Here is a 24,295-nt window from a genome sequence, read left to right on the forward strand (position 1 = left end):
GCGGGTCGCCGGCCGCCGGCCCTGTTTCAGCGGCTCTCGATCGTCTCGGCCTCACCGGCTGCCCGGGCGGCCTCCTCGTGCCGGCCGACGGCCTGGAGAACAACGGCCTGCGCGCGCAGCGCGACGGCCAACCGACCGCGGTGGCGAACGGGGTCGTGCTCGACGAGCCAGCGGTAGTGCTCGATCGCCTTGGCGGCGGTCGTCACTGCCGCCTCCGGCTCGTCGAGCTCGGCGTGGCACCTGGCGATCACCAACAACAGGGTGCCGAGCGTGGGAAGGGCCCGTATCGGTTCCCACCGGGACCAGTAGACGAGCTCCTCGCGAGGGTCCGCGGCCAGCGTCAGCGCCTCGGTCCACCGGCGGTACGTGGCGACGGAGTGGGCCAGCCCGGTCACCGCTTCAAGTCGGGCGGGCATGTACCGCATCCGCGTCCAGAAGGGCAGCCCCTGAAACAGTTCGACCGCTTCCTCCCGGGCGGCAAGGGCCTCGGCCGGTTCGCCCAGCGTCGCCCGGCAGTAGCCGACCACGGTGCGGGACCGGGCCAGGTTCACCCGCTCCCGGGTGGTCAACGGCGTGCACTGTGAGAGCGTCCGGTGAGCCTGCTCGGCGAGCGTCAGGGCGTCTTCGGGAGCCTCGGCCTGGAGGTGGGTCGCCATCATCAGCTGCGCTCCGGCCAGGACGACCAACCCGTGCCGGTCGGTCGCGTTCTCGACGTACCCGATCGCCTCCCGGCCCTGCGCGAGCGCGGAACCCACGGTGCGGTCGTCGGGGACCGAACCCTGCGCCACGAGCGCCCGGGCGAGCCCCACCTCGTACCGACCCGGTCGGTCGCGGACCAGCCGCCGGTAGAGCGCGACCGCCTCGTCGGCGGCGGCCGTCCGCCGGCGTACGAAGTCGCGCCGGATCCTCACCTGCTGGGACCGGGTGACCAACGCCTCAGCCAACCTCGGACCGAACCGTGCGGGATCGACGCGGCTGAGCTGCCGCAGCAGGACGACACGCGCGGCGAGCAGCACGGACGCCTCCTTCAGTCGGTTCCCGGCTCCGTTTGTAGTGGGTCGACGCAACCGTTTCGGTCAGGTGAACCGCCGATGTCCGTCGCTCGACCGGGCGTGTGAGGGCCCTCACCCCACAGACCGGAACATGCCGGGCAGCGCGGCCCCTACGATCGCCTGTAGGTGCAGCAGCCGGCACCTGACGGCCACCGGCACGGATCAGCGCAGGGCGCAGTGCGGCGTCTCGCAGCCCGGGCCGATCGCATACACGACCTCTACGAGGACCGATGAATCCTGTCGTACTGATCGCCGAAGAACTCGCCCCCGCCGCCATCGAGGTGCTCGCCCACGACTTCGACGTCCGTCATGTCGACGGCACCGACCGTCCGGCCCTGCTCTCGGCGCTCTCCGAGGCCGACGCCGTCATCGTGCGAAGCGCGACCCAGATCGACGCCGAGGCGGTGGCCGCCGCGCCGCGACTCAAGGTGGTCGCCCGGGCCGGCGTCGGGCTGGACAACGTCGAGGTGCCGGCCGCCACCGCCCGGGGCGTCATGGTCGTCAACGCCCCCACCTCCAACATCGTCTCCGCCGCCGAGCAGGCCGTCGCACTGCTGCTCGCCGTCGCCCGCAACACCGCGAGCGCCAGCTCCGCGCTGAAGGCGGGGGAGTGGAAGCGGTCGAAGTACACGGGCGTCGAGGTGCAGGGCAAGACCGTCGGCGTGGTCGGGCTCGGTCGGATCGGGGTGCTCTTCGCACAGCGCATCGCCGCCTTCGGCACCCGGCTTATCGCGTACGACCCGTACATCCAGCCGGCCCGTGCGGCGCAGCTCGGCGTGCGCCTGGTCGGGTTGGAGGAGCTGCTGCGGGAGAGCGACTTCATCTCCATCCACCTGCCGAAGACCCCGGAGACGGTGGGCCTGATCGGTGAGAAGGAGCTGGCGATCGTCAAGCCCGGCGTCCGCATCGTCAACGCCGCCCGTGGTGGGCTGGTCGACGAGCAGGCGCTCGCCGACGCGATCGCCGAGGGCCGGGTCGCCGGTGCCGGCGTGGACGTCTACAGCAAGGAGCCGTGCACCTCCTCGCCGCTGTTCGCCTTCGACAACGTGGTGGCGACCCCGCACCTGGGCGCCTCCACCCACGAGGCGCAGGACAAGGCGGGCCTTGCCGTGGCCAAGAGCGTCAAGCTGGCGTTGCAGGGCGAGTTCGTCCCGGACGCGGTGAACGTGCAGGCCGGCGGCGTGGTCGCCGAAGACGTGCGGCCGCTGCTGCCGCTGGCCGAGAAGCTGGGTCGGGCGTTCACCGCGGTCGCCGGTGGGGTCGCCGCCAGCGTCACCGTCGAGGTGCGCGGCGAGATCGTCGGCCACGACGTGTCGGTTCTCAAGCTCGCCGCCACGAAGGGCCTGTTCAGCTCGGTCGTCGAGGAGCAGGTCACCTACGTCAACGCCCCGCACCTGGCGGCGGAGCGCGGTGTCGAGGTCACCCTGGCCGCCCTGGCCGAGACGGCCGACCAGTCCACACTGGTCACGGTGCGTGGGGCGCTGCCCGATGGTCGTACGGTGAGCGTCTCCGGCACGGTCACCCACTCCGGGGCCCGGGACGTCCTCAAGCTGACCGAGGTGGACGGCTTCGACGTGGAGATCGGCGCGGAGGGCATCCTGCTCTTCCTGCGCTACGCGGACCGGCCCGGCGTCGTCGGCACCGTCGGCACGCTGCTCGGCGAGTCCGGCATCAACATCGCGGCCATGCAGGTGGCTCGTCGTGAGGCGGGCGGCGAGACGCTGATGACGCTCACCGTCGACCAGGCACTCGGCGCCGACCTGCTCACCTCGGCGGCCGACTCGATCGGCGCCACGGCGGCCAGCGCCGCCGACCTGCGCGACGAGTGACCGACGGCACAGCAGCATGGGGGCCCGGCGATCCGCTGGGCCCCTTGTCGTACCCGGGGGAGGTGACCCGGGTCAGCCGTGCATCCGGGCCGGCGGCGGGTAGACCGACCCGTCCTGTGGGTCGAACAGCATGAGACCGTGCTCACCGGCCAGCCGTTCGATGTCGAGCAGCACCTGGTCCGCACAGGTCGGGTGCAGGTTCAGCTCGACGTGGTCGTGGGCGGCGTGCAGTGGCGCCACGGCCCACGGGCTGTTCGGGCCGGGGTGACGGTCCGGATAGGAGGCGGTGATGGCCCGGTAGAAGCTGACCACCCTCGGGTCCGGGTATCGGTCGATGTGCCGGCCCTGTCGGCAACCGTCGACCGCTGTCCGTACGTCCTCGGGCGTCGCCCCGTCCTCCAGGGCCCACACGCTCAGATCGAAACTCACGGCGGACAGCGTGCCATCCGCCGTTCACCATGTCGAAACTGCCTCGCCGCCAGCCCAACCGTCGAATTCCGCGGACTCCGGTCACGACGGTCCGCTGTGGAGACTCTTGCGTCGAGTTGCGTCGATTCGCTAGCGTACGTACTGCGGTCACTGGCCGAGTCGAGGCACCGGCCCGTCTTCGGGTGGCGCGGTCGACGTCCGGCCCGACCGGTCCGCACCCCTCGATTGTGCGAGCCACGCGCACTCGTCGCTGACCGGCCCCCACGGTCGTTGCCGAGACCGTGGGGGCCGATCGCAAGGCCCGACCGGCCGACCATCACCGCTGACGGGGTTCACCGGTTGTGGGCGGCCGAGGTGCGAATCGGGCCGGAGCACCGCGGGGAGACGGGCTCGCTGCGACGACCTGCTGTTCAGCGTCGGTGTGCGAAGAGCGCGCGATAGTCGGAGTCGCCACGGAACCACGACAGGCCGGTGGGCCCGGCCGCGTAGAGCGCGGTGGCGTAGGCGTCGGCGATCGTCAGGTCGGGGCCCACGACGGTGGCGGAGACCAACTGGTCGGCGGGCTCGCCGGTGTGTGGGTCCACCACGTGTCCCTGCCGCCCGCTCACCCCGGAGGTGCCGATCGCGCCGGCGGTCATCTCCAACACCAGCGGCGCGCGCTCGGGGGCCGTCGGGTGGTGCACCGCGACCCGCCAGGGCCCACCGTGCGGCGCGTGCCCCCGGACGACGAGGTCCGCGCCGCTGAGTACGGCGTAGTCGTGGACGCCTGCGGCGCGCAGCCTCTCGGCGGCGCGCTCGACAGCCCAGCCGCCGAGCAGGCCGCCCGGGTCGAAGCCGCCGGGCACCGCCCAGGCGTCGAACCACCCGTCGGTGGCGGCGCGCATGGCCGTGCAGCGGTCCACCAGGTCGGCGAGGGGCGGGTACGAGTCGGGGCTGATCTCGTCTCGGCGCAGGCGGGACACCAGGCTCTCCGGCCGGTTGGGGCCGTAGGTGAGGTCGATGGCGCGAAGCTCCGCCACGCTGTCCCGCAGTGCCTCGCCGACGCCGCGGCGACCGAGCCACGCGGGTGCGTTGAGGAGGAGGGTGTACTCGGCGGTCGCGGTGCGGACGGTGTGCTGCACGGCGATTCGGCCGTCGATGGCGGCGGCCGGGTCGATCCGCTGCCGTCGGCTGCCGAGTCGGAGGTCCGGCCGACGGTTGCGGAACGCGGACAGGTCCGGCCAGCGGGTCCTCGGCTGCTCGTCGATGCGCATGGCATCTGCTCCCTCGCACGTGGCGTCGCGGCGTCGCGACCCCGATGGTCGGCAGGCCCCCGGTGACCCGCTTGGTACCACCGTAGGCAGCGGAGATGACCGCCTCATGAGTCCCAGCTGAGAGGGTGCTGTGCATCCGTGTTCCCGGATAGTGGAAGCCGCGTACCGGGAGGCGGGACAGCGACGTACCGTTGCCCGAACGGAACCGTTGAGCAGAGGAGTGCGGTCGTGGCGCGGATCGCGGTGGTGGCCGGGGATGGCATCGGGCCCGAGGTGGTCGCGCAGGCCCGCAAGGTCCTCGACGCGGTGTTGCCCGGCGTCGAAGCCACCGAGTACGACCTCGGCGCGGCCCGCTGGCACCGTACCGGAGAGGTGTTGCCCGACTCCGTGCTGGCCGAGCTGGCCGGGCACGACGCGATCCTGCTCGGCGCGGTCGGCGACCCCACGGTTCCGCCGGGTGTGCTGGAGCGGGGTCTGCTGCTCAAGCTCCGGTTCGCCTTCGACCAGTACGTCAACCTCCGCCCGTCCCGGCTCTGGCCCGGGGTCGCCGGCCCGCTCGGCAACGTGAAGCCGGGAGAGGTCGACCTGGTGGTGGTGCGGGAGGGCACCGAGGGTCTCTACGCCGGCGCCGGTGGCTCGCTGCACCGGGACACCCCCGCCGAGGTCGCCACCGAGGAGAGCCTGAACACCCGGCACGGCGTGGAGCGGGTGATCCGCGACGCGTTCGCCCGCGCCGGCCGCCGGGAGCGGCGCAAGGTCACTCTGGTGCACAAGACCAACGTGCTCACCCACGCCGGGTCGCTGTGGGCGCGCGCCTTCGAGGCGGTCGCCGCCGAGCACCCGGACGTCGCCACCGAATACCAGCACGTCGACGCCGCCGCGATGTTCCTGGTCACCCAGCCGCAGCGCTACGACGTGGTGGTCACCGACAACCTCTTCGGCGACATCCTCACCGACATCGCCGCCGCCGTCACCGGCGGGATCGGGCTGGCCGCCAGCGGCTGCATCAACCCCGAGGGGGCGTACCCCTCGATGTTCGAGCCGGTGCACGGCTCGGCGCCGGACATCGCCGGCCAGGGCGTCGCCGACCCCGTCGCCGCCGTGCTCTCCGCGGCGTTGCTGCTGGAGCAGTTGGGGCACGCCGAGGCCGCCTCCCGGGTCAACGCGGCGGTCGCCGTCGAGCTGGCCGGTCGTACCCCGGGCGTGACGCTGCGGACCGAAGAGGTCGGCGACCGGCTCGCCGCCCACGCCGTAGCCTGACCATCCCGGCGTCGGCCTGCGCGGCACGCGGTCCTGCCCGGACGGCGCTACCCGCTGAACGGACGTTCGGGGTAGGTTTTCTGGCACAGCCATGTCGGTGTGCGATCCCGCATGCCGTTGTCCCGCAGGGAGGTCAGCGCGATGAGCGGTGGTGACAAGCTCGACTTCGAGATCCGTCCGAATCCCGCGCCGGTATCCGCCGCCGACCGGGCCGCCCTGCTGGCCAACCCCGGGTTCGGCCGCGTGCACACCGACCACATGGTCACCATCCGGTACGCCGAGGGCAAGGGCTGGTACGACGCCCGGGTGGAGGCGCGTGGGCCGATCCCGATGGACCCGGCGAGCGCCGTGCTGCACTACGCGCAGGAGATCTTCGAGGGGTTGAAGGCGTACCGGACGGCCGACGGTGGCGTGACGATGTTCCGGCCGGACGCCAACGCCTCCCGTTTCGTCGCGTCGGCGCAGCGGATGGCGATGCCGGTGCTGCCGCCCGAGGTGTTCGTCGACTCGCTGCACAAGCTCATCGAGATCGATCAGGACTGGATCCCCACCGACGAGGACGGCAGCCTCTACCTGCGGCCGTTCATGTTCGCCAGCGAGGTCTTCCTCGGCGTCCGACCGGCCAACGAATACCTCTACCTGGTGATCGCCTCACCGGCCGGGTCGTACTTCAGCGGCGGGGTCAAGCCGGTCACCGTCTGGGTCTCCCCGGACTACACCCGGGCCGCTCCCGGCGGCACCGGCGCGGCCAAGTGCGGCGGCAACTACGCGGCATCGCTGGCGGCCCAGGCGGAGGCCATCGAGGCCGGCTGTGACCAGGTCGTCTTCCTGGACGCGGTGGAGCGCCGGTTCGTCGACGAGTTGGGCGGCATGAACGTCTTCTTCGTCTACGACGACAACACGGTCGTCACCCCGCCGTTGACCGGCACGATCCTGCCCGGCATCACCCGCGACGCGATCATGACGCTGGCCGCCGCGGCCGGGCACCAGGTCGAGGAGCGGCCGGTCAGCTTCGCCGACTGGCAGGCCGACGCGGCGAGCGGCCACCTGCGGGAGGTGTTCGCCTGCGGCACCGCCGCCGTGGTCACCCCGATCGGTGGGGTCCGCTTCCCCGACGGCGAGTTCCTGATCGGCGGCGGCGAGCCCGGCCGGGTCACCATGTCGCTGCGCCAGCAGTTGGTCGACATCCAGCGCGGCAAGGCCACCGACGGGCACGGTTGGGTGCATCGGGTCCTCTGACCCTCGTCACGGGGTCGGCCCGTCGGACGGACCGGCCGACCCCGCTTCGCCTACGCCTCGTTCAGCAGGTGGTCGCGGAGGGCGGCGAGTTGCTCGTCGGTCACCCCGGCGTGCCGCAGGTACGCCTCGACCGACCCGTGCCCGGCCCGCAGCTCGTCCAGGAAGATCTGCATCGCCTCGGCGGGGGAGGCCAGGAACGGCGCCGGCACGTCCACCCCGCCCGGGGTGACGGTGGCCAGCCAGGCGCTGTACCGGGCCGACGCCTCGGTGCTGAGCGCGTAGTCGGCGGTGATGTCCGCGTCGTCGACGCCGAGCACGGCGAGGGTCAGAGCGCAGACGATGCCGGTGCGGTCCTTGCCGGCGACGCAGTGCACCACCACCGGGGCGTTGGCGGAGTCGGCGATCAGCCCGACCGCCTCGGCCAGCCCGGCGGTGCCGGTCTGGGCCAGGGCGGCGTAACGGTCGGCGAGGTACCGGGCGAGGCTGGCACCCTCCTCGTGCGGCGTACCCGACCAGTCGTCGTGCTCCGGGTGGATGTGCCGGTAGGTCAGCCCCTGGTAGGCGGGCACCCGGCCGTCGCGCTCCACCTCGGTGGGGCGGCGAAGGTCGATGACGGTGCGGATGCCGATCGCGGCGAACGCGTCCCGGTCGGATTCGGTGAGGCGGTGCAACGAGTCGGAGCGGTAGAGGCGGCCCCGGCGCACGGACCGGTCGCCGTGGCCGAGGTAGCCACCGACGTCACGGAAGTTGAAGGTGGCCGGGAGGGAGATCTGGCTGTCGTCGATGGCGTCCACGCTCACACGGTAACGGCCGGTGGGTCGGTGTCCCACCGGCCGTCGAGTGCGAACCGTCAGCGTGCCGTGCCGGGCGGGAGAGCCCCGTACGTCTCGTCGTAGTAGCCGCCCAGCCGATCCCGGTAACTCGGATCGCTGTGGCTGGTCTCGTCGTACTCCGGGGCGGCCTTGATCTGGTCCCGGGTGCGGTCGACGGAGACGGTGCGCTGGTCGTGGTCGACCTGGTTGACGGTGCCGGCCGGCAGCATCACCTTCTTGCCGAAGATCCACGGGCCGGTGTCCACGACCAGATAGCTGCCGTCCACCTCGTGGCTGGCGCTGTCGATCTTGCCGATTCCGCCGTCGGTGGCCTCGACCTTGTAGCCGACCAGGTCGGCGTCGGCCACCCCGGCGTGGTCCCGGTAGCGCCAGGGGTCGAAGGTGCCGGCCGGCGCCCCGCCGGGCACCGCGCCCTGGTCGCCGCCGCGCAGCGGGTCCGGCCCGGCGTGGGTGGCGTGCGGATCGATCCTGTCCATGCCGTTCACTCCTGACTGTCGCCGATCGTCACGGCGTCGGTGGCTGCGTTCCCCGCAGGAGCTACCCGGCCGTCGGGGGCCGGAAACGGCGGGAGCGCGCCGGTGCTCAGTCGGAGCCACGGTGGGCTCGCTGTTCAGCTCAGTGCGGCCTCGGCGTCCAGGGTGACCGCCGCGGCGTGCACCACGGCGGCGATCCGCAGCGCCTCGTGGACCTGCTCGGTGGTGAAACCCCGGCCGCGCAGCGTCTGCTCGTGCAGCTCCAGGCACACGCCGCAGCCGGCGATGGCCGACACGGCGAGGCACCACAACTTGAAGTCGCCCTTGTCCACGCCGGGCCGGGCGACGACCCGCATCCGCAACCGGGCCGGCATCGAGGTGTACCGCTCGTCGCCGATGAGGTGCTTGGCCCGGTAGTAGACGTTGTTCATCGCCATGATCGCGGCAGCGGCCTTGGCCGCCTCGACACCGTCCGGCCCGAGGTGCCCGAGCGCCTCGGCCGCGATCTCCCGCAACACCAGCGGGTTGCGGGCCGCCACCGCGCAGGCCAGCGCGGTGCCCCAGGTCTGCGCCGGGGTCAACGTCGAGGCGCCGATGGTGGAGCCCAGGTTGAGCGCGATGTCCTCGGCGTACGCGGGCAGGGCCGCAGTGATGACGTCCAGGCCCATGGTCAGGCCCCGGTGATCCCCGCCGGGCCGATGACTGTGACGTCGATCGACCCGACGGAGACCCCACGCCACATGCCCTCGTGGGACGCGTGGTTGATCGTCGTGGACGCGTTGGTGACGTCCAGCGATACCCAGGCGGTGAGGCTGTGCTCAGGTAAGCGGTTACTGACGGTGAGCACAGGTCCTCCTTGCCGATGGCTCGGTGGCCATCATCGGATCCATTCCAGATGCTTCCGCACGCCTGTTCCCGCCGGTGAACGACCTGGTTGCCGTGTGAAGCCGATCACGAGCGGGGCTCATGGCTGAACGAACGCTCAGTAACCGTCCCGCCATGTGGATTGTTTCTCCCAAATCCCGTTCGGGGTGGCAGAGTGGCGATCGTGACCAGCACCGTCCTGATTATTGCGACCTAGCGCGCCGGCCCCCCTCCGCCGAGCGCGCAGACCTCCCGCATTCGCGGGAGGTCTTTTTGTTGCTCCGAGAAAGGATCCTGATGACGTTCCAGGTCTACGACACCACGTTGCGCGACGGCGCCCAGCGCGAGGGGCTGACCTACTCGGTCGTCGACAAGCTGGCGGTGGCCCGGCTGCTCGACGAGTTCGGCGTCGGCTTCATCGAGGGAGGCTGGCCGGGCGCGGTGCCGAAGGACACCGAGTTCTTCCGCCGGGCACGCACCGAACTTCAGCTGCGGCACGCCGTGCTCGTCGCGTTCGGCGCCACCCGCAAGGCAGGTGTCGCGGTCGCCGACGACCCCCAGGTGCGTGCCCTGCTCGACGCGCAGACCCCGGCGGTGGCGCTGGTCGCCAAGGCCGACACCCGGCACGTCGAACGCGCGCTGCGTACCACCGGCGCGGAGAACCTCGCGATGATCCACGACACCGTCAGCCACCTGGTCCGCGAGGGCCGGCGGGTCTTCGTCGACGGCGAACACTTCTTCGACGGCTACCGGCACGACCCCGCGTACGGCGCGGCGGTGGTGCAGACCGCGCTCGCCGCCGGCGCGGAGCGGATGGTGCTCTGCGACACCAACGGCGGCATGCTGCCGTCCCAGGTGACCGCCGTGATCGCCGACCTGACCGACAAGCTGGGCATCGACGCCGGACTGCTCGGCATGCACGCCCAGAACGACACCTCCTGCGCGGTGGCCAACACGATCGCCGCCGTGGAGGCGGGCGTCCGCCACGTCCAGGGCACCGCCAACGGCTACGGCGAACGTCCCGGAAACGCGGACATCTTCGCGATCGTCGCCAACCTCCAACTCAAGCTGGGCCTGCCCGTCCTACCGGAGGGATGCCTGGCGCAGATGGTGCGGGTCTCGCACGCCATCGCCGAGATCGCCAACATCGCCCCCGACACCCACCAGGCGTACGTCGGGGCCGCCGCCTTCGCCCACAAGGCGGGGCTGCACGCGAGCGCGATCAAGGTCGACCCGTTGCTCTACAACCACGTGGACCCGTCGGTGGTGGGCAACGACATGCGGATCCTGGTGACCGAGATGGCCGGCCGGGCCAGCGTGGAGCTCAAGAGTCGTGAGCTCGGGCTGGACCTGGCCGGCAGCCCGGAGGCGCTGACCCGGGTCACCAAGCGGGTCAAGGAGTTGGAGGCGGGTGGTTGGTCCTTCGAGGCCGCGGACGCCTCCTTCGAGCTGCTGGTCCGCTCCGAGTTGCCGGAGGGCGGCCCGGCCCGACCGTTCACCCTGGAGTCGTACCGGGTGCTGGTCGAGCACCGCGAGGACGGCGCGGTGGTCTCCGAGGCGACCGTCAAGATCCGGGTACGGGGTGAGCGGGTGATCGCCACCGCCGAGGGCAACGGCCCGGTCAACGCCCTCGACGAGGCGCTGCGGGTGGGCCTGGCCCGGCACTACCCACAGCTGCGCGACTTCGAGCTGGCCGACTACAAGGTGCGCATCCTGGAGGGCAGCCACGGCACCGGCGCGGTGACCCGGGTGCTGCTGGAGACGGCCAACGGCGCCGGCCGGGACTGGACCACCGTGGGCGTGCACCCCAACGTGGTCGAGGCCAGCTGGCACGCCCTGGTCGACGCCCTCACCTACGGCCTGGCCCCCACCCCCGTCTAACCCACCCCCACCCCCACCCCCGACCAACCCCCCACCCCCGCCCCACCCCGCCCCACCCCTCGCTCGGTCGATCATGGAGTTGTGGTGGTGAACAAAGCGGGCCTACATCCGTAAAGCGCCCACCACCACTCCATGATCGACGAGAGCGGCAAGGGGGGCGGGGGTCAGGGGCGGGGGAGGGTGAGGGTGGCTAGGACGGGGCGGTGGTCGCTTCCCGGTAGGGCGAGCACCTTCACCCCGTGGACCGCTATGCGCCTGTCGACGAGCACGTGGTCGATGGTGACCGGTGGGATGAGGTCCCCGTCGTACGGCCCCCAGGTGCCGGTCAGGCCCTTCCCGGTGGCGTCGGCGGCGTCGACGTACCCGCTGCTCAACAGGGCCCGCAGCGGGCCGTGGTCGAGGGTGGCGTTGAAGTCCCCGGCGAGGATCTGCAGGCCACCGTCCGGGGTGGCCGGTGGTTGAGCCTTCAGGTCGGCACGCCACGCGCCGACCTGGTCCACCGCGTACGGCGCCGACGGGTGGGCCGACTCGACACGTACCGGGGGTGCGCCGGGGACGGCCACCGTGCCGTACGCCTGGGTGAAGCCCCAGCCGTTGCGGTTGTGCCGGAGCCCGACGTCGGTCAGCGGCCACCGCGAGTAGAGCCCCGAGCCGGGTGTGCCGATCTCCGCGTTGAGCTGCCGGTGCGGTAGCAGCCGGTCGAGACCGAGCTGGTCCAGGGACGCCTGTGCCCCCGGTGTGAACTCCTGCACGGTGAGGACGTCCACCTCGTACCGCCGGACCAGTTCGACGAGTGTCCGCGCGTCACCGGCGCCGGCGAGCAGGTTGGCGGTGAGCAGCCGCACGGTCGGCCCGTCCGCGGTCGGCTGCGGCGAGGCGAGCGCCCGGGGTGCGACGACGCCGAGCAGTGCCACCGCCACCACGGCCGCGAGAGCCGCCGGCCACCAGCGCCGCAGGGCGAGCGCGAGGCCCAGGGTGAGCACGCTGAAGCCCGCGACGTACGGCGTGAAGGCGAGCGCCTGGACCAGCGGTCCCCGGTCCAGGCCGATCAGCCGGACGGCGGCCCAGAGGGCGGTCGGGGTGACCGTCAGCCAGCAGAGTGCCGAGCCGAGCCGAGCGTTGCGGCGTCGGCCCGACGTGGGCGCGGGCGGGGGCGACGCGTCGACGATCATGGCGGTGATCCTAGCGCCGACGCGCTGGGCGCAATTTCATGAATGGTGAGGCGCTCATCTTTCACAATTCCCTGACGGCTGATTGACAGCTCGAAAAAGCGAGATCAACTATTGACTCCCGGCTTTTTCCGATGCTACGTTCCATCTGGCTCAAACGACGCAACTCTGAGTAGTAATACCAGCTCAGACAGGGTGTGGAGCGTTGAGGAATCAACCTCTCCGAAGGAAAGCGAAAAGGTCTTCCTTCCGCTCGTCGCCGTCGCCTCGCCTATTAGTGGGCAGTCATCCGTCCCGCCCCGCGGGTCGGCCGAATTCACCCGGTCACACAAGGGGGACCTGTAATGAGTTCATTCTTCCGACGCAAGGCGGCAGCGGTCACATTCGCTGTCCTGGCGCTCAGCCTGGCCGGTGGGGGCATCGCTGTCGCCCAGCCGTCGGCGAAGGCGCCGCAGGAGGCCGTCCAGCCGGCGGCGCGCGGCACCAACGCGCAGCCGCCGGTCACCGCCGAGGCGGCCCGCACGGCGAAGGCCGCTCTGAAGGCGGGCGCGGCCACGACGCTGGTGGCCACGAACGTCTTCACCGTCGTCAACTCCAACGGCACCAAGGCGCGTGGCACCGGCACCGTGATCAAGTACGGCCCCGGTCAGTACGAGGTGCAGTTCGGCTACGTCGTCTCGGCTGGTGCCTTCCTGGCCACCATCTCCCGGTCCGACGCCTGCTGCATCCCGCCGGCCGGCGAGGTGTCGGTCGCGCCGCGGCTGAGCACGCCCAACGCGGTCTTCGTGCAGACCCGTAACTCGGCCGGGACCCCGGCCGACCTGGGCTTCACCCTGCTCACTCACACTCCCTGACCGAAACCGACCATCCGGCCCTCGCGCCTCGTGCGCGGGGGCCGGACCGTTGTGCTGTCCGCCTCGCTGCCCGTCCGGGTGTCCGGCACCCAAAGGGACACCCCCGCTGCGTGCAGCGGGTGATCTCGGCCGACTCGCGTCGGTCGTCACCCTTCCGCGCAGTTCATCCCCGTTCGGGCTGCCGACGGCCTTCGCGGCCCGCACAATCCGACGTTTGCCGGGCACCTGCCCGGGAAGCAAGCACCGTGACGGACATCTCGGACACCCTGGCCAGCGTGCCCACCTCGGTCGATCCCGAGCCGGCCGGCGTCGAGCTGGAACAGACCCTCTTCGAGGTCAAACGCGTGATCGTCGGGCAGGATCGCCTCGTTGAACGCCTGCTGACCGCACTGGTCGCCAACGGGCACTGCCTCCTCGAAGGCGTACCCGGCGTGGCCAAGACACTGGCCGCGCAGACCCTCGCCACCGTGGTCGGTGGCACCTTCTCGCGGATCCAGTTCACCCCGGACCTGGTCCCCTCCGACATCGTCGGCACCCGGATCTACCGGGCCTCCAAGGAGACCTTCGACATCGAGCTGGGCCCGATCATGGCCAACCTGGTGCTGGCCGACGAGATCAACCGCGCCCCGGCGAAGGTGCAGTCGGCGCTGCTGGAGGCGATGGCCGAACGTCAGGTCTCGATCGGCGGGCGGAGTTGGCCGGTCCCGGAGCCGTTCCTGGTCCTGGCCACCCAGAACCCGATCGAGTCCGAGGGGGTTTACCAACTCCCCGAGGCCCAGCGCGACCGGTTCCTGATGAAGGTGGTGGTCGACTACCCCAGCGACGCCGACGAGCTGACCATCCTCTACCGGATGAGCACCGACCGGCCGAAGCCGCGCCAGGTGCTCGACGCCCAACGGCTGCGGGACCTGCAGGCCCAGGCGGAGAGGGTGTTCGTCCACCACGCGTTGGCCGAGTACGTGGTGCGACTGATCCTCGCCACCCGCGACCCGGGCCGGTTCGGGCTCCCGGAGATCGCCCCGCTGCTGGCGTACGGGGCCAGCCCGCGGGCCACCCTGGGCCTGGTCGCGGCCGCCCGGGCGCAGGCCCTGCTGCGCGGGCGGGAGTACGTGCTGCCCGAGGACATCCGGGAACTCGCCGTCGACGTCCTCGCCCATCGGCTGGTGCTCTCCTTCGACGCGGTCGCCGACGGGGTGTCGGCCGAGAGCGTGGTGCGTCGGCTGGTCGAGGCCGTGCCACCGCCTCGGCTGGCCACCGGGCACCCGCAACCAGCGCCGGACCTGGCGGCGGCATGAGACGAACGCCCGCGCCCGCCGTCGTGCCGGCCGACCCCGGCCTGGCCGAGCTGGCCCCCGACCAGCGGTTGCGCCGTCTGGAACTGACCGTCACCCGCCGACTCGACGGTCTGCTGCACGGTCAGTACCGTGGCCTGCTGCCCGGCCCGGGCAGCGAACCCGCCGGCAGCCGCGAGTACCGGCCGGGCGAGGACGAGGTACGCCGGATGGACTGGGCGGTGACCGCGCGTACCGCCGTGCCACACGTCCGGCAGGTCGACGCCGACCGCGAACTGACCACCTGGCTGCTCGTCGACGGCAGCGCCAGTATGGAGTTCGGCACCGCCGACCTGGACAAACGGGAACTGTCCGTGGCGGCCGTCGCGGCGGTCGGTTTCCTGACCGCGGGCGTCGGCAACCGCCTCGGAGCCCAGGTGCTGCGCGCCGACGGGGTACGCCGCTTCCCGGCCCGCGCCGGACGTACCCATCTGCTCGCTCTGCTCCGCGCGCTGCTCGCCGCCCCGCGGGCCACCGCGCCCCCCGCCGCCCCGGGGCGTGCGTCCACTGTCGCCCCGCCGAACCTGGCCGACGGCCTCGACGCGGTGCACCGGATCGCCAACCGACGCGGCCTCGTCGTGGTGGTCTCCGACTTCCTCGACGGGCTGCCCGACGACCCCGACCAGCAGGCGCCCTGGGAACGGACCCTGCGCCGGTTGGCCGCCCGGCACCAGGTGCTGGCGATCGAGGTGACCGACCCGCGTGAACTGGACCTGCCGGACGTCGGCCTGATCACGCTCGTCGACCCGGAGACCGGCCGCTGCCGCGAGGTGTGCACATCGGACCGGCGGCTGCGCGAGCGGTACGCCGAGGCCGCCGCCGCCCAGCGCGTGCAGGTCCAGCAGGCGTTGCGCCGCAGCGGGGCAACGCACCTGCCGCTGCGCACCGACGGGGACTGGAGCGCGGACATCGTCCGGCACGTGCACGCCCAGCGTCGGCTCGCCGCCGCGCCGGTCGGCGGGCGACGGGGAGGTGCCGCGTGATCTGGGAGTCGCCGCTGCGGCTCTGGCTGCTGCTCGGTGTGCTCGCCCTGGTCGTCGCCTACCTGGTGGTGCAGCGCCGACGCAGCCGGTACGCCGTCCGCTTCACCAACCTGCGGTTGCTGGACCGGGTGGCGCCGGAGCGGCCCGCCTGGCGTCGACACGTGCCGGCCGGTCTCTTCCTGGCCATGCTGGCGCTGCTCGTGGTCGGGTTCGCCCGACCCAGCGCCGAGGTCCGGGTGCCTCGGGAACGCGCCACGGTGATGGTGGCGGTGGACGTCTCCACGTCGATGCTCGCCACCGACGTCGACCCGGACCGGTTGGCCGCCGCCAAACAGGCGGCCCGGCGTTTCGTCGACGGGCTGCCCGACGAGTTCAACGTGGGGCTGGTCGCGTTCGCGGGCAGCGCGGCCGTCCTGGTGCCGCCGAGCACCGACCGGGACGCCCTCGACGAGGGGATCGGCCGGTTGGCCGAGGGCATCACCGGTGTGCAGGGCACCGCGATCGGTGAGGCGATCTCCACGTCCCTCGGCGCGGTCAAGAGCCTCGACAGCGAGGCCGCGAAGGAGCCGCCGCCGGCCCGGATCATCCTGCTCTCCGACGGCGCCAACACCTCCGGGATGGACCCGATGGAGGCGGCGGCGGAGGCGGTGACGGCGGAGGTGCCGGTGCACGCCATCTCGTTCGGGACACCGTCCGGGTTCGTGGACCGTGGCGGACGCCCCATCCAGGTACCCGTCGACGGGCAGACCCTCAAGGCGGTCGCCGAGGAGACCGGCGGCATGTTCCACGAGGCCAGCACCTCCGACGAACTGCGCGCCGTCTACGACGACATCGGCAGCTCGGTGGGCTACCGCACGGAACGGCAGGACGTCTCGGCCCGGTTCATCGGCCTCGGACTGGTCTTCGCGATGGGCGCCGCCGCCGGCTCGATGCGCTGGTTCTCCCGACTGCCCTGATCGCCGTACAACGACGTCGACCGTGAGGAGTACGCATGGCAGTGCAGACCGGACTGGGCGAACCGCGCGGTCCCTGGTTCATCTCACCGGAACTCGACCCGGACGGGCGCGCCTGGTGGGAGCCGCCCGAGCGGGAACCGGGCAGTCGACGGTCCCGACGGCTGCTCGCCGCGCTGGCCGTGGTGGCGATCTCCACGGTGTCGGGCGCCGTCGCCGGTGGCGTGGTCGCCGGGCGGTACGGAGATCCGGGCGCGTCCGCCGCGTCCGCCGCCCCGGTGCCGGCCGAACTGGTCACGGCGGCGGAGCGGACCGTACCCGGGGTGGTGTCGGTGTTGGCCGGCGGCGCGACCGCCGGCTCCTCGGTCGCCGGTTCCGCGACCGGTACGTCCGCGACCGGCTCCGGATTCGCCGTCGACGACCAGCAGCACCTGATCACCAACGACCACATCCTGGCCAAGGGCGGCGGTGGCCCGGTGACGGTGGAACTGCCCGACGGCCGACGGTTCGCCGCCGAGGTGGTCGGCCGGGAGCCACGCAGCGACCTGGCGGTGCTGAAGGTTCCGGCGTCGGCCGGCCTGACCCCGCTACCCCTGGCCAAACCCGGCGCGACCCGGGTCGGCGAGCCGGTCCTCGCCGTGGGTTCGCCGCTCGGTCTGGCCGGGACGGTCACCGCGGGCATCGTCAGCGCGTTGGACCGGGAGGTGCGACTGGGCAACAACCGGCACACCGCCGTGCAGACCGACGCGTCCATAAACCCCGGCAACTCCGGTGGGCCGCTCGTCAACGCCCGGGGCGAGGTGGTCGGAGTGAACACCGCCATCGCCACGATCGACGGCAACGGGTCGATCGGCATCGGGTTCGCCATTCCCATCGACCAGGTCCAGCAGACCGCCGACACCATCATCGGCAAGGGTGGCTGAGCTGCCCGGACAGCCGCCAGTGTCAGATATCCGGCCGCACGGCATCGCCCCATGGAAATATTACTGTCGGTATGGATACTGGCGGAGGTGGAGCGTCCTCTTCTCGCGGTCCTCCTGCTGGTGGGCCTGTTCATCGGATGTGCAGTGGGGTCGGCGTACGCCCGGGCACGACGCGGGTGGAACGATTACCAGACCGTCAAGAAATCGGTGCCGGGCGCCCGTCGAGGCGCCTGGTTGCTGATCCGTGGCGTCGCCGTGAAGGCCGGGGTGATCGCCCTGCTCCTCTTCGGCGCGGTGGCGTACGCGGCCGTCGGCTCGGACGAGGAGACCGCCGGGCCGGCACCCAGCCAGTCCCCGACGCAGAGTGCACCTCCGCGCCGCTAGGACAGCACCTCGGCGTCGGCGCGCCGAGATCCGCGCAACCTCCCTGATGGTGCTGCCTCGGGGCAGGCGGGAGGCAGCACCATCCCCGATGTTGTGCGGATCTTCCGGACGGGTGCCCTGCCGTGGATGCCGGCGGCCGACGTTGTCGGCGGGGCGCGGCGGATGGCGCAGACCGCCCACGGGGTTGGGCCGGGGCCCGACCTTCGGCGGTTCGTGGCGGGTTAGCCTCAGGGCGTGGACGACGGACTGCGGGTGACCGACCGGTGGGTCGTCCCCGCCGGGGAACTGCGGGAGCGCTTCTCCCGCTCCTCGGGGCCGGGAGGGCAGGGGGTCAACACGGCGGACTCCCGGGTCGAGCTGAGCTACGACCTGGCCAATTCGCCTGCCGTGCCCGAGTCGCTGCGGTCGCGGGCGATGGCCCGCCTGGCCAACCGCCTGGTCGACGGGGTGTTGACGATCGCCGCCAGCGAGCACCGCGCCCAACTGGCCAACCGGGAGGCGGCCCGGGAACGGATGACCGCCCTGCTGCGAGAGGCCGCCGCGCCCCCTCCGCCGGCCCGTCGAGCGACCCGCCCGTCCCGTGGGGCCAAGGAACGCCGACTGGCCGAGAAGAAGCGCCAGTCCCAGCGCAAGCGCGACCGCCGCGCCGACGGCGAGTAGCCGATCCTCCCTCGTAGGGTCGGGCCTGTCGCGCCCGTCACTGACAGAATCTGGAATCTGTCATCTGAAGGGTGTACGTTGATGGGGTCACCCCAGGAGAGGAAGACCCATGAACACCCGCACCCTCGGCACCGCCGGCCCGACCGTCTCCGCACTCGGCCTCGGCCTGATGGGCATGTCCGACCTCTACGGCACCACCGACGAGGCCGAGAGCATCGCCACCATCCACGCCGCGCTCGACGCCGGCATCACGTTGCTCGACACCGGCGACTTCTACGGGATGGGCCACAACGAGATGCTGCTGCGCGACGCGCTGCGTGGCCGCAACCGCGACAACGCGGTGATCAGCGTCAAGTTCGGCGCACTACGCGACATCGAGGGCGGCTGGAACGGCACCGACCTCCGACCCGCCGCGATCAAGAACTTCCTGGCCTACACCCTGCGCCGGCTCGGCACCGACCACGTCGACATCTACCGCCCGGCCCGCCTGACGCCGGACGTGCCGGTCGAGGACGTCATGGGCACCCTGGCCGACCTGGTCAAGGCCGGTCACGTCCGGCACATCGGCCTGTCCGAGGTGAGCGCGGAGACACTGCGTCGCGCGCACGCCGTGCACCCCGTCGCCGACCTCCAGCTCGAATACTCGCTGATCTCCCGCGACCCCGAGGCGGAGATCCTGCCGACGGCCCACGAGTTGGGCGTCGGCGTCACCGCGTACGGGGTGTTGTCCCGGGGCCTGATCAGCGGTCACTGGTCGCCGCAGCGCCAGACCGGCGTCACCGACTTCCGCAGCCACCTGCCCCGGTTCGCCGGCGCGAACCTGGACCACAACCTCGCCCTGGTGGACGCGCTGCGCACCGTCGCCGAGGCTCGTGGCGTCACCGTGGCCCAGATCGCCATCGCCTGGGTGCTGTCCCGGGGCGAGAACATCGTGCCGCTGATCGGTGCCCGCCGCCGGGAACGGCTGACCGAGGCGCTCGGCGCGGCGGCGTTCACCCTGACCGAGGCCGACCTCGTGGCGATCGAGGCCGCCGTCCCGTCCGGCGCGGCCGCCGGCTCCCGGTACGGCGAGGCGCAGATGGCGCTCCTGGACAGCGAGCGGGCATGACCACCGTGCCGTGGCGCGACCGTCGGCCGGGGGTCGCGCCACGGCCCGCGCCCCGGTCAGGAAGGCTGGAGTCATGAGCGACGCCACCGCCCTGACGGCCGACCGGATCCTCGACACCGCCGAGGAGGTGCTGCGCCGGTACGGGCCGGCCAAGGCCACCGTGCTGGACGTCGCCCGCGCGCTGAGCGTCAGCCACGGCAGCGTCTACCGGCATTTCGCCAGCAAGGCCGCTCTACGGGAGGCGGTCGCCGAGCGGTGGCTGGCCCGGGTGTCCACCCCGCTGATCGGGGTGGCCACCGGTGACGGGCCCGCGCCGGAGCGGCTCCGCCGCTGGCTGGCGGAGCTGAGCGGCACGAAGCGCCGGATGGCCCGGGAGGACCCGGAGTTGTTCGACAACTTCCACCAACTCGCCACCCTCTCCGAGGGGGCGGTCGCCACCCACCTCGAGGTCCTCGCCGGTCAGCTCAGCGTGATCGTGGCGGACGGGGTGGCGACGGGAGAGTTCACAGTGCCCGAACCGGCGGTGGCCGGTCGGGCGATCCTGCAGGCCACCGCCCGCTTCCACCACCCGGCTCACCGCACCGAGTGGGACGAGTCGGGGCTCGACGACGACCTGGCGGCGGTGGTGGACCTGCTCATCGACGGCCTGCGTACCCGGCCGACGAGCTGACCCGGGCGGCCGAGGTCAGGCCGGGACGGCGCTGAGTAGCCGCTCGCGCAGAACGGCGCCCCGGTCGGCGAAGGACCGTTGTGCCGTCGCGTACTCGGCCCGACCCTCCGGGGTCTCCACCCGCACCGGCGGGTAGCCCAACGCCGCCAGGTCGTACGGGCTGGCCCGCATGTCCAGTGTGCGGATCTCCGTGGCCAGCTCGAACGCGTCGGCCACCAGCTCCGAGTCGACCAGCGGGGACAGCTTGTACGCCCACTTGTACAGATCCATGTTGGCGTGCAGGCACCCCGGCTGTTCCAGGGCGTGCTGCGTCTCCCGGGTCGGCGTGAGCAGGTTCAACGGGCGGGCCGGCGGTGTGAAGAACCGGAACGCGTCGAAGTGGCTGCACCGCACGCCCCGCTCCTCGACGACCGCGGCGGTCCGCTCCGGGCTCAGTCGCAGCGGCCAGGCGTTGTGCCGCAGCTCCGCCTGGGACTGCCGGTAGACCATCGCCCACTCGTGCATCCCGAAGCAGCCGAGGTGTGGCGCCCGCCCGCTGGTGGCCGCCAACAGGGAGCGGATCCAGGTGATCGACTCGCCGCGCCGCGCGCGTACCCCATCGGTGTCGAGGGTGACCCCGGCGGTGGTGGCGCGGTAGTCCCGGCCGAACTCGGCCGGGTCGGCGTCGTGCAGCTCGACCCCGGCCCCCGGATGCCAGCGCCGTAGCTGGGCTGGACGGTGCGAGTAGTAGGTGAACAGGAAGTCGGCCACCTGATGCCGCTCGCCGCGCCGGCGGCGGGCCAGGTGCGGTGTCAGCCAGACGTCCACACGCTCCTCGTGGGCCCGCCGACGGGCCCGCCACTGCGCGGCGTCGAGCACGGCGGGGGCGAGGGCGGCGGTCACGCACCCCAGGGTACGACCGCCGCCCGCGCACCGGTCAGGGCATCTGCACCCGAACCCCGGCGGAGAACACGCCGCTGCGCAACTCCAACTGCCGGGGTGGGTCCCGACCGTCGACGGTGAAGACCAGCGGGAGCACCATCCGGGTGCCCGCCGCCATCGGGGCGGCGAAGACGTCCCGCCCCAGGTTGGCCGCCCGGGTGGCCGGCTCGTCGGTGGTCACCCAACGCCCACCGGGCAGGTACGCCCGTTGCAGTTGGCTGTGCCAGGGCTGGTGGTCGCCGGTGACGTTGCGCACGCCCACGGTGGCCTGGCAGCGTCGGCCGGCGGCCGGTGCCGCACCGCCGTCGGTCTTTCCGGCGGAGCCGGGCGCGCCGCAGGTCATCCGGTACACGGTGAACTCGAACGCCGACTCCCGCAGCGGCACGCCCACCGGACCGGTGACCCCGGTGCCCATCCACGCACCGCTGGTCGGCTGCTTCTGGGTGTCGATCTGCGAGACCTGCCGGGTCGCGGTCCACCCGGCGGTGCCGACGACACCGGCCAGCACCGCGACGGCAGCGCCCACCAACAACCAGACCGGTGGGGTACGCCGACGCCTCGTCGGCCCCGGCGTCGCCGGCCGTGGATAGATCGTCCCCCGTCCACCGGTCGGCCCGCCGCCACCGGCCAGCGCGGCGGCCGTCACCCGACGCCCCCGCCCGCGTCGACGTCGCCACACCCACACCAGGGCCGCGCTGATCAGCAGCAGGACCGCCAACCCGGCGAGCAACACCGGGTACCGCCGCCAGGGTGGTGCCTCGGTGACCTCGGCCGCCGGTGCCGCCGCCGCCTTCCAGGTGGCCGTGGCGCAGTCGTACGGCCGGGTGCCGTCGCTGGTGAACGCACACGCCGGGGCGGTGAGTGGTTGGCCGGGCGCGGTCGCGGCGAGCGCCGTACCCAGAGTGGTGGAACTGTGTGCCGGCAGCCTCAACCGCCAGGTCACCTCGCTCGTGGAACCGCCGGCCCGGGTGGATCGGCCGCCGCCGCTGATCGCGGTCGGCGACGAGCCGGGTGGCAGTTCCTGGCGCACGGTGGTCTCCACCGGCGCGTTGCCCACGTTGCGGACGTGGATCCGGTACCTCGGCGCCGGGCTGTTCTCCGGCGCGACCGCGACGGTGACCTGTTGCGGCGGCGCCGACGCCGGTGCCCGGGTGGGTGGTGCCATCGCCGGAGGCGCCGAGGGTGGGGTGGGCTCGGTCACCATGGCGACCATCGCGACCGGTGGCCGGGTGGCGGCCGGGGTCCGTGTGGTGGACGTCTCCGTCGGCGGCCGTGCGGCGCTCGGTCGTGGCGTCGCGGCACCGGGCGGCACCGCGGTGGTCGGCCGTGGCGCGCCGGCCTGTGGTCGTGGTGTGGCCGCCGCTGGTGGCGGCGTCCCGGCCGTTGATCGCGGCGCGGCAGTGGATCGTGGGGCCGCCGTTGGTAGTGGCCCTGCCGTTGGTGGTGGCGCGCTGGACGTCGGCGGTGACGTGGCGGCCGGTGGTCGTGGCGTGGCCGCCGCCTCCGGCGTCGCGGCCGGCAGGGCCGGCACAGCGGCGAGGATGCCGAGGCAGTGCACGAACACTGCGAGGGCCCTGTGGTGTCGTGTCGATGCAGGCATACGAACGAACCTCCGGAGCCGACGGTAGGGGCGCGCCGTATCCGTGCGGGTACGAAGTCCGGAAGACCGCCCCGCTCACCTCCTGCTCCGATAGGGTGCCGCGCGGTGACGGGTTGAGCACATCCCACTGCCGGTAGTGGCCGGTCGAGGTGTCGGCGGGGCTAGATTGGCCGGGTGCGTATCGCTCGTTTCGCCCATGCCAAGGGAATGTCGTTCGGTGCCGTCGAAGGCGAACCGGAGGCCGGGCCGCAGGGCCTGACCATCGCCGAGATCGAGGGGCACCCGTTCGGCAAACTCTCCTTCAGTGGGGCCCGTTGGGCCCTCTCCGACGTTCGGCTGCTCTCGCCGATCCTGCCCAGCAAGGTCGTCTGTGTCGGCCGCAACTACGCCGACCACGCCGCCGAGCTCGGCAACGACGTGCCCAAGGAGCCGCTGCTGTTCCTCAAGCCGTCCACCTCGGTGATCGGCCCCCGGGACGCCATCCGACTGCCGATCTTCTCCAAGCAGGTGGAGCACGAGGCGGAACTCGCTGTCGTGATCGGGGCGCCGGGCGCGCGCCGCGCCGACCGGGCCGCCGCCGAACGCGCGATCTTCGGCTACACCTGCGCCAACGACGTCACCGCGCGGGACCTCCAGCGCTCGGACGGGCAGTGGACCCGGGCCAAGGGCTTCGACTCGTTCTGCCCGATCGGCCCGTGGATCACCACCGGTCTGGACGTCTCCGACCTGGAGATCCGGTGCGAGGTGGGTCGCAACCCGGAGGAGATGGAGGTACGCCAGCTCGGCCGGACGAAGGACATGGTCTTCGACGTACCGGGCCTGGTGTCGTACATCTCGCACGTGATGACTCTGCTCCCCGGCGATGTCGTTCTCACCGGCACTCCGGCCGGGGTTAGCCCGCTCGTCGAGGGGGATACGGTCACCGTGCGGATCGACGGCATCGGCGAGCTCACCAACCCGGTGGTTCCCGTCGCCTGATTCGCTGGATGCCCCTGTTTCCGCAGCTCAGAGGTGGTTCGGGGGGATCCGATTTGGCCTGCCGGCACCGGGAGGGTAAAGTTCACTCCCGGCGCCGCAAGGGGCCAATGGGGTATGGGGTAATTGGCAGCCCGACTGATTCTGGTTCAGTTAGTCTAGGTTCGAGTCCTGGTACCCCAGCGCTGCTGGAATTCATAAGAATTTCAGACGCTGGATTCTGACGGAGTTCGGCTCCGCCCTTCCGGGGGCGGAGAGTGGTCTCTGGTAGAGTGCAGCTCCTCCGCCCGCGAGGGTGGGGGAGCGAAAGTTGTTCTGGCCCCGTCGTCTAGCGGCCCAGGACGCCGCCCTCTCAAGGCGGTAGCGCCGGTTCGAATCCGGTCGGGGCTACATTGCGCACAGCCCGTCTCACCTGGTGAGGCGGGCTGTTTCGTGTGTGTGCTCATGCTCGCCCCGCAGCCCGCCGGCTTGATCGACTCGGCGGCTCGATCGATTCGGAATTCCTGAAACCGTGGTGTCCTGCGCGGCTCCGACAGGCCGATTTCATGAAACGCGAGTTGATCTGAGCGGCGCCGCCCCACGTGCTGCCGTCCCTGGCGCGGCGCCCGACCCGGCGAGCCCGGACCCCGTTCTCGCGCCCGGAGGCGGTGC

General features: G+C 72.1%; 24 protein-coding genes and 2 tRNA genes. 16 read left to right on the forward strand and 10 right to left on the reverse strand.

The genetic code is table 11. The features are described from left to right. Positions 1–26 precede the first annotated feature (26 nt). Positions 27–1,016, reverse strand: a complete 990-nt coding sequence (locus O7616_RS11340; RefSeq protein ID WP_282306780.1) for a hypothetical protein — start codon at positions 1,014–1,016, stop codon at positions 27–29. A 266-nt stretch (positions 1,017–1,282) separates the two neighbouring features. Between O7616_RS11340 and serA the strand changes: the two genes are divergently transcribed. Beyond that, the gene (gene serA, locus O7616_RS11345; protein WP_282306781.1) at positions 1,283–2,881 is read left to right on the forward strand and encodes a phosphoglycerate dehydrogenase; all 1,599 of its coding nucleotides are present in this window, start codon (positions 1,283–1,285) and stop codon (positions 2,879–2,881) included. Positions 2,882–2,953: 72 nt separating this feature from the next. On the opposite strand, the gene O7616_RS11350 is transcribed toward serA, so the two are convergent. Together O7616_RS11350 and O7616_RS11355 are read right to left on the reverse strand one after the other, a co-directional pair. Beyond that, positions 2,954–3,310 (reverse strand): hypothetical protein, encoded by a 357-nt coding sequence (locus O7616_RS11350; RefSeq protein WP_282262065.1) that lies wholly within the window; start codon positions 3,308–3,310, stop codon positions 2,954–2,956. 410 nt (positions 3,311–3,720) lie between these two features. Then, positions 3,721–4,563, reverse strand: coding sequence for an FAD:protein FMN transferase (locus tag O7616_RS11355; protein ID WP_282306782.1), 843 nt, complete (start codon positions 4,561–4,563; stop codon positions 3,721–3,723). A 228-nt stretch (positions 4,564–4,791) separates the two neighbouring features. Here O7616_RS11355 and O7616_RS11360 point away from each other — a divergent pair, with 228 nt between their 5' ends. Together O7616_RS11360 and O7616_RS11365 are read left to right on the forward strand one after the other, a co-directional pair. Further along, positions 4,792–5,823, forward strand: a complete 1,032-nt coding sequence (locus O7616_RS11360; protein ID WP_282306783.1) for a 3-isopropylmalate dehydrogenase — start codon at positions 4,792–4,794, stop codon at positions 5,821–5,823. Positions 5,824–5,964: 141 nt separating this feature from the next. Beyond that, on the forward strand, positions 5,965–7,062 hold the full coding sequence (locus O7616_RS11365) for a branched-chain amino acid aminotransferase (RefSeq protein WP_282262062.1): 1,098 nt from the start codon (positions 5,965–5,967) through the stop codon (positions 7,060–7,062). A 50-nt stretch (positions 7,063–7,112) separates the two neighbouring features. Here O7616_RS11365 and O7616_RS11370 read toward each other — a convergent pair whose 3' ends face one another. From O7616_RS11370 to O7616_RS11385, 4 genes are all read right to left on the reverse strand, one after another. Continuing rightward, positions 7,113–7,856, reverse strand: a complete 744-nt coding sequence (locus O7616_RS11370) for a tyrosine-protein phosphatase (protein ID WP_282306784.1) — start codon at positions 7,854–7,856, stop codon at positions 7,113–7,115. Between the two features lie 56 nt (positions 7,857–7,912). After that, on the reverse strand, positions 7,913–8,371 hold the full coding sequence (locus tag O7616_RS11375) for a PRC-barrel domain containing protein (protein ID WP_282262059.1): 459 nt from the start codon (positions 8,369–8,371) through the stop codon (positions 7,913–7,915). A gap of 134 nt (positions 8,372–8,505) precedes the next feature. Continuing rightward, positions 8,506–9,036: a carboxymuconolactone decarboxylase family protein gene (locus O7616_RS11380; RefSeq protein ID WP_282306785.1), complete on the reverse strand. Its 531-nt coding sequence runs from the start codon at positions 9,034–9,036 to the stop codon at positions 8,506–8,508. A gap of 2 nt (positions 9,037–9,038) precedes the next feature. Beyond that, complete coding sequence (locus tag O7616_RS11385) at positions 9,039–9,215, reverse strand: hypothetical protein (RefSeq protein WP_282262057.1); 177 nt, start codon at positions 9,213–9,215, stop codon at positions 9,039–9,041. A gap of 314 nt (positions 9,216–9,529) precedes the next feature. Between O7616_RS11385 and cimA the strand changes: the two genes are divergently transcribed. Beyond that, positions 9,530–11,113: a citramalate synthase gene (gene cimA, locus O7616_RS11390; RefSeq protein WP_282306786.1), complete on the forward strand. Its 1,584-nt coding sequence runs from the start codon at positions 9,530–9,532 to the stop codon at positions 11,111–11,113. A gap of 164 nt (positions 11,114–11,277) precedes the next feature. Here the strand turns inward: cimA and O7616_RS11395 are convergent, their stop codons facing one another. Further along, the gene (locus O7616_RS11395; RefSeq protein WP_282306787.1) at positions 11,278–12,285 is read right to left on the reverse strand and encodes an endonuclease/exonuclease/phosphatase family protein; all 1,008 of its coding nucleotides are present in this window, start codon (positions 12,283–12,285) and stop codon (positions 11,278–11,280) included. 341 nt (positions 12,286–12,626) lie between these two features. On the opposite strand from O7616_RS11395, the gene O7616_RS11400 reads away from it, so the two are divergent. From O7616_RS11400 to O7616_RS11440, 9 genes are all read left to right on the forward strand, one after another. Next, positions 12,627–13,136, forward strand: a complete 510-nt coding sequence (locus tag O7616_RS11400) for a hypothetical protein (RefSeq protein WP_282306788.1) — start codon at positions 12,627–12,629, stop codon at positions 13,134–13,136. A 245-nt stretch (positions 13,137–13,381) separates the two neighbouring features. Continuing rightward, positions 13,382–14,431 carry a MoxR family ATPase gene (locus O7616_RS11405; protein ID WP_282262052.1) on the forward strand — a complete coding sequence of 350 codons (1,050 nt, stop codon included), beginning with the start codon at positions 13,382–13,384 and terminating at the stop codon, positions 14,429–14,431. A gap of 23 nt (positions 14,432–14,454) precedes the next feature. Next, positions 14,455–15,450, forward strand: a complete 996-nt coding sequence (locus O7616_RS11410; RefSeq protein ID WP_282307592.1) for a DUF58 domain-containing protein — start codon at positions 14,455–14,457, stop codon at positions 15,448–15,450. Continuing rightward, a complete protein-coding gene (locus tag O7616_RS11415; RefSeq protein ID WP_282262050.1) occupies positions 15,447–16,406 on the forward strand; it encodes a VWA domain-containing protein in 960 nt (319 codons plus the stop codon). The genes O7616_RS11410 and O7616_RS11415 overlap by 4 nt, the downstream gene beginning before the upstream one ends. A 35-nt stretch (positions 16,407–16,441) precedes the next feature. Continuing rightward, entirely contained in the window at positions 16,442–17,326 is an 885-nt protein-coding gene (locus tag O7616_RS11420) for a trypsin-like peptidase domain-containing protein (protein ID WP_282306789.1), read from the forward strand. A gap of 87 nt (positions 17,327–17,413) precedes the next feature. Next, positions 17,414–17,710 carry a hypothetical protein gene (locus O7616_RS11425; protein ID WP_282262046.1) on the forward strand — a complete coding sequence of 99 codons (297 nt, stop codon included), beginning with the start codon at positions 17,414–17,416 and terminating at the stop codon, positions 17,708–17,710. 234 nt (positions 17,711–17,944) lie between these two features. Continuing rightward, a complete protein-coding gene (gene arfB / locus O7616_RS11430; protein ID WP_282262044.1) occupies positions 17,945–18,370 on the forward strand; it encodes an alternative ribosome rescue aminoacyl-tRNA hydrolase ArfB in 426 nt (141 codons plus the stop codon). 109 nt (positions 18,371–18,479) lie between these two features. After that, on the forward strand, positions 18,480–19,478 hold the full coding sequence (locus O7616_RS11435) for an aldo/keto reductase (protein WP_282306790.1): 999 nt from the start codon (positions 18,480–18,482) through the stop codon (positions 19,476–19,478). Positions 19,479–19,551: 73 nt separating this feature from the next. Then, positions 19,552–20,148, forward strand: a complete 597-nt coding sequence (locus O7616_RS11440; RefSeq protein ID WP_282306791.1) for a TetR family transcriptional regulator — start codon at positions 19,552–19,554, stop codon at positions 20,146–20,148. 15 nt (positions 20,149–20,163) lie between these two features. On the opposite strand, the gene O7616_RS11445 is transcribed toward O7616_RS11440, so the two are convergent. Then, positions 20,164–21,030, reverse strand: coding sequence for a 3-methyladenine DNA glycosylase (locus tag O7616_RS11445; RefSeq protein WP_282306792.1), 867 nt, complete (start codon positions 21,028–21,030; stop codon positions 20,164–20,166). A 34-nt stretch (positions 21,031–21,064) separates the two neighbouring features. Continuing rightward, positions 21,065–22,273 carry a hypothetical protein gene (locus O7616_RS11450; protein ID WP_282306793.1) on the reverse strand — a complete coding sequence of 403 codons (1,209 nt, stop codon included), beginning with the start codon at positions 22,271–22,273 and terminating at the stop codon, positions 21,065–21,067. A gap of 570 nt (positions 22,274–22,843) precedes the next feature. Here O7616_RS11450 and O7616_RS11455 point away from each other — a divergent pair. The 3 genes from O7616_RS11455 to O7616_RS11465 all read left to right on the forward strand — a co-directional run bounded on the left by O7616_RS11455 (position 22,844) and on the right by O7616_RS11465 (position 24,034). Then, positions 22,844–23,647 carry a fumarylacetoacetate hydrolase family protein gene (locus O7616_RS11455; protein ID WP_282262034.1) on the forward strand — a complete coding sequence of 268 codons (804 nt, stop codon included), beginning with the start codon at positions 22,844–22,846 and terminating at the stop codon, positions 23,645–23,647. 108 nt (positions 23,648–23,755) lie between these two features. Further along, positions 23,756–23,827, forward strand: a tRNA-Gln gene (locus O7616_RS11460). 134 nt (positions 23,828–23,961) lie between these two features. Next, positions 23,962–24,034: transfer RNA gene (locus O7616_RS11465), tRNA-Glu, on the forward strand. Positions 24,035–24,295 lie beyond the last annotated feature (261 nt).

It is taken from the genome of Micromonospora sp. WMMD964 (assembly GCF_029581455.1).
GTDB lineage: Bacteria > Actinomycetota > Actinomycetes > Mycobacteriales > Micromonosporaceae > Micromonospora.

What these genes read in the sequence shown, in the direction of transcription:
- O7616_RS11380 (WP_282306785.1), bottom strand. Translation starts at nt 9,036, where the DNA reads ATGGGCCTGGACGTCATCACTGCGGCCCTGCCCGCGTACGCCGAGGAC.
- O7616_RS11395 (WP_282306787.1), bottom strand. Translation starts at nt 12,285, where the DNA reads ATGATCGTCGACGCGTCGCCCCCGCCCGCGCCCACGTCGGGCCGACGC.
- O7616_RS11365 (WP_282262062.1), top strand. Translation starts at nt 5,965, where the DNA reads ATGAGCGGTGGTGACAAGCTCGACTTCGAGATCCGTCCGAATCCCGCG.
- serA (WP_282306781.1), top strand. Translation starts at nt 1,283, where the DNA reads ATGAATCCTGTCGTACTGATCGCCGAAGAACTCGCCCCCGCCGCCATC.
- O7616_RS11435 (WP_282306790.1), top strand. Translation starts at nt 18,480, where the DNA reads ATGAACACCCGCACCCTCGGCACCGCCGGCCCGACCGTCTCCGCACTC.
- O7616_RS11440 (WP_282306791.1), top strand. Translation starts at nt 19,552, where the DNA reads ATGAGCGACGCCACCGCCCTGACGGCCGACCGGATCCTCGACACCGCC.
- O7616_RS11355 (WP_282306782.1), bottom strand. Translation starts at nt 4,563, where the DNA reads ATGCGCATCGACGAGCAGCCGAGGACCCGCTGGCCGGACCTGTCCGCG.
- O7616_RS11450 (WP_282306793.1), bottom strand. Translation starts at nt 22,273, where the DNA reads ATGGTGACCGAGCCCACCCCACCCTCGGCGCCTCCGGCGATGGCACCA.
- O7616_RS11375 (WP_282262059.1), bottom strand. Translation starts at nt 8,371, where the DNA reads ATGGACAGGATCGATCCGCACGCCACCCACGCCGGGCCGGACCCGCTG.
- O7616_RS11400 (WP_282306788.1), top strand. Translation starts at nt 12,627, where the DNA reads ATGAGTTCATTCTTCCGACGCAAGGCGGCAGCGGTCACATTCGCTGTC.
- cimA (WP_282306786.1), top strand. Translation starts at nt 9,530, where the DNA reads ATGACGTTCCAGGTCTACGACACCACGTTGCGCGACGGCGCCCAGCGC.
- O7616_RS11420 (WP_282306789.1), top strand. Translation starts at nt 16,442, where the DNA reads ATGGCAGTGCAGACCGGACTGGGCGAACCGCGCGGTCCCTGGTTCATC.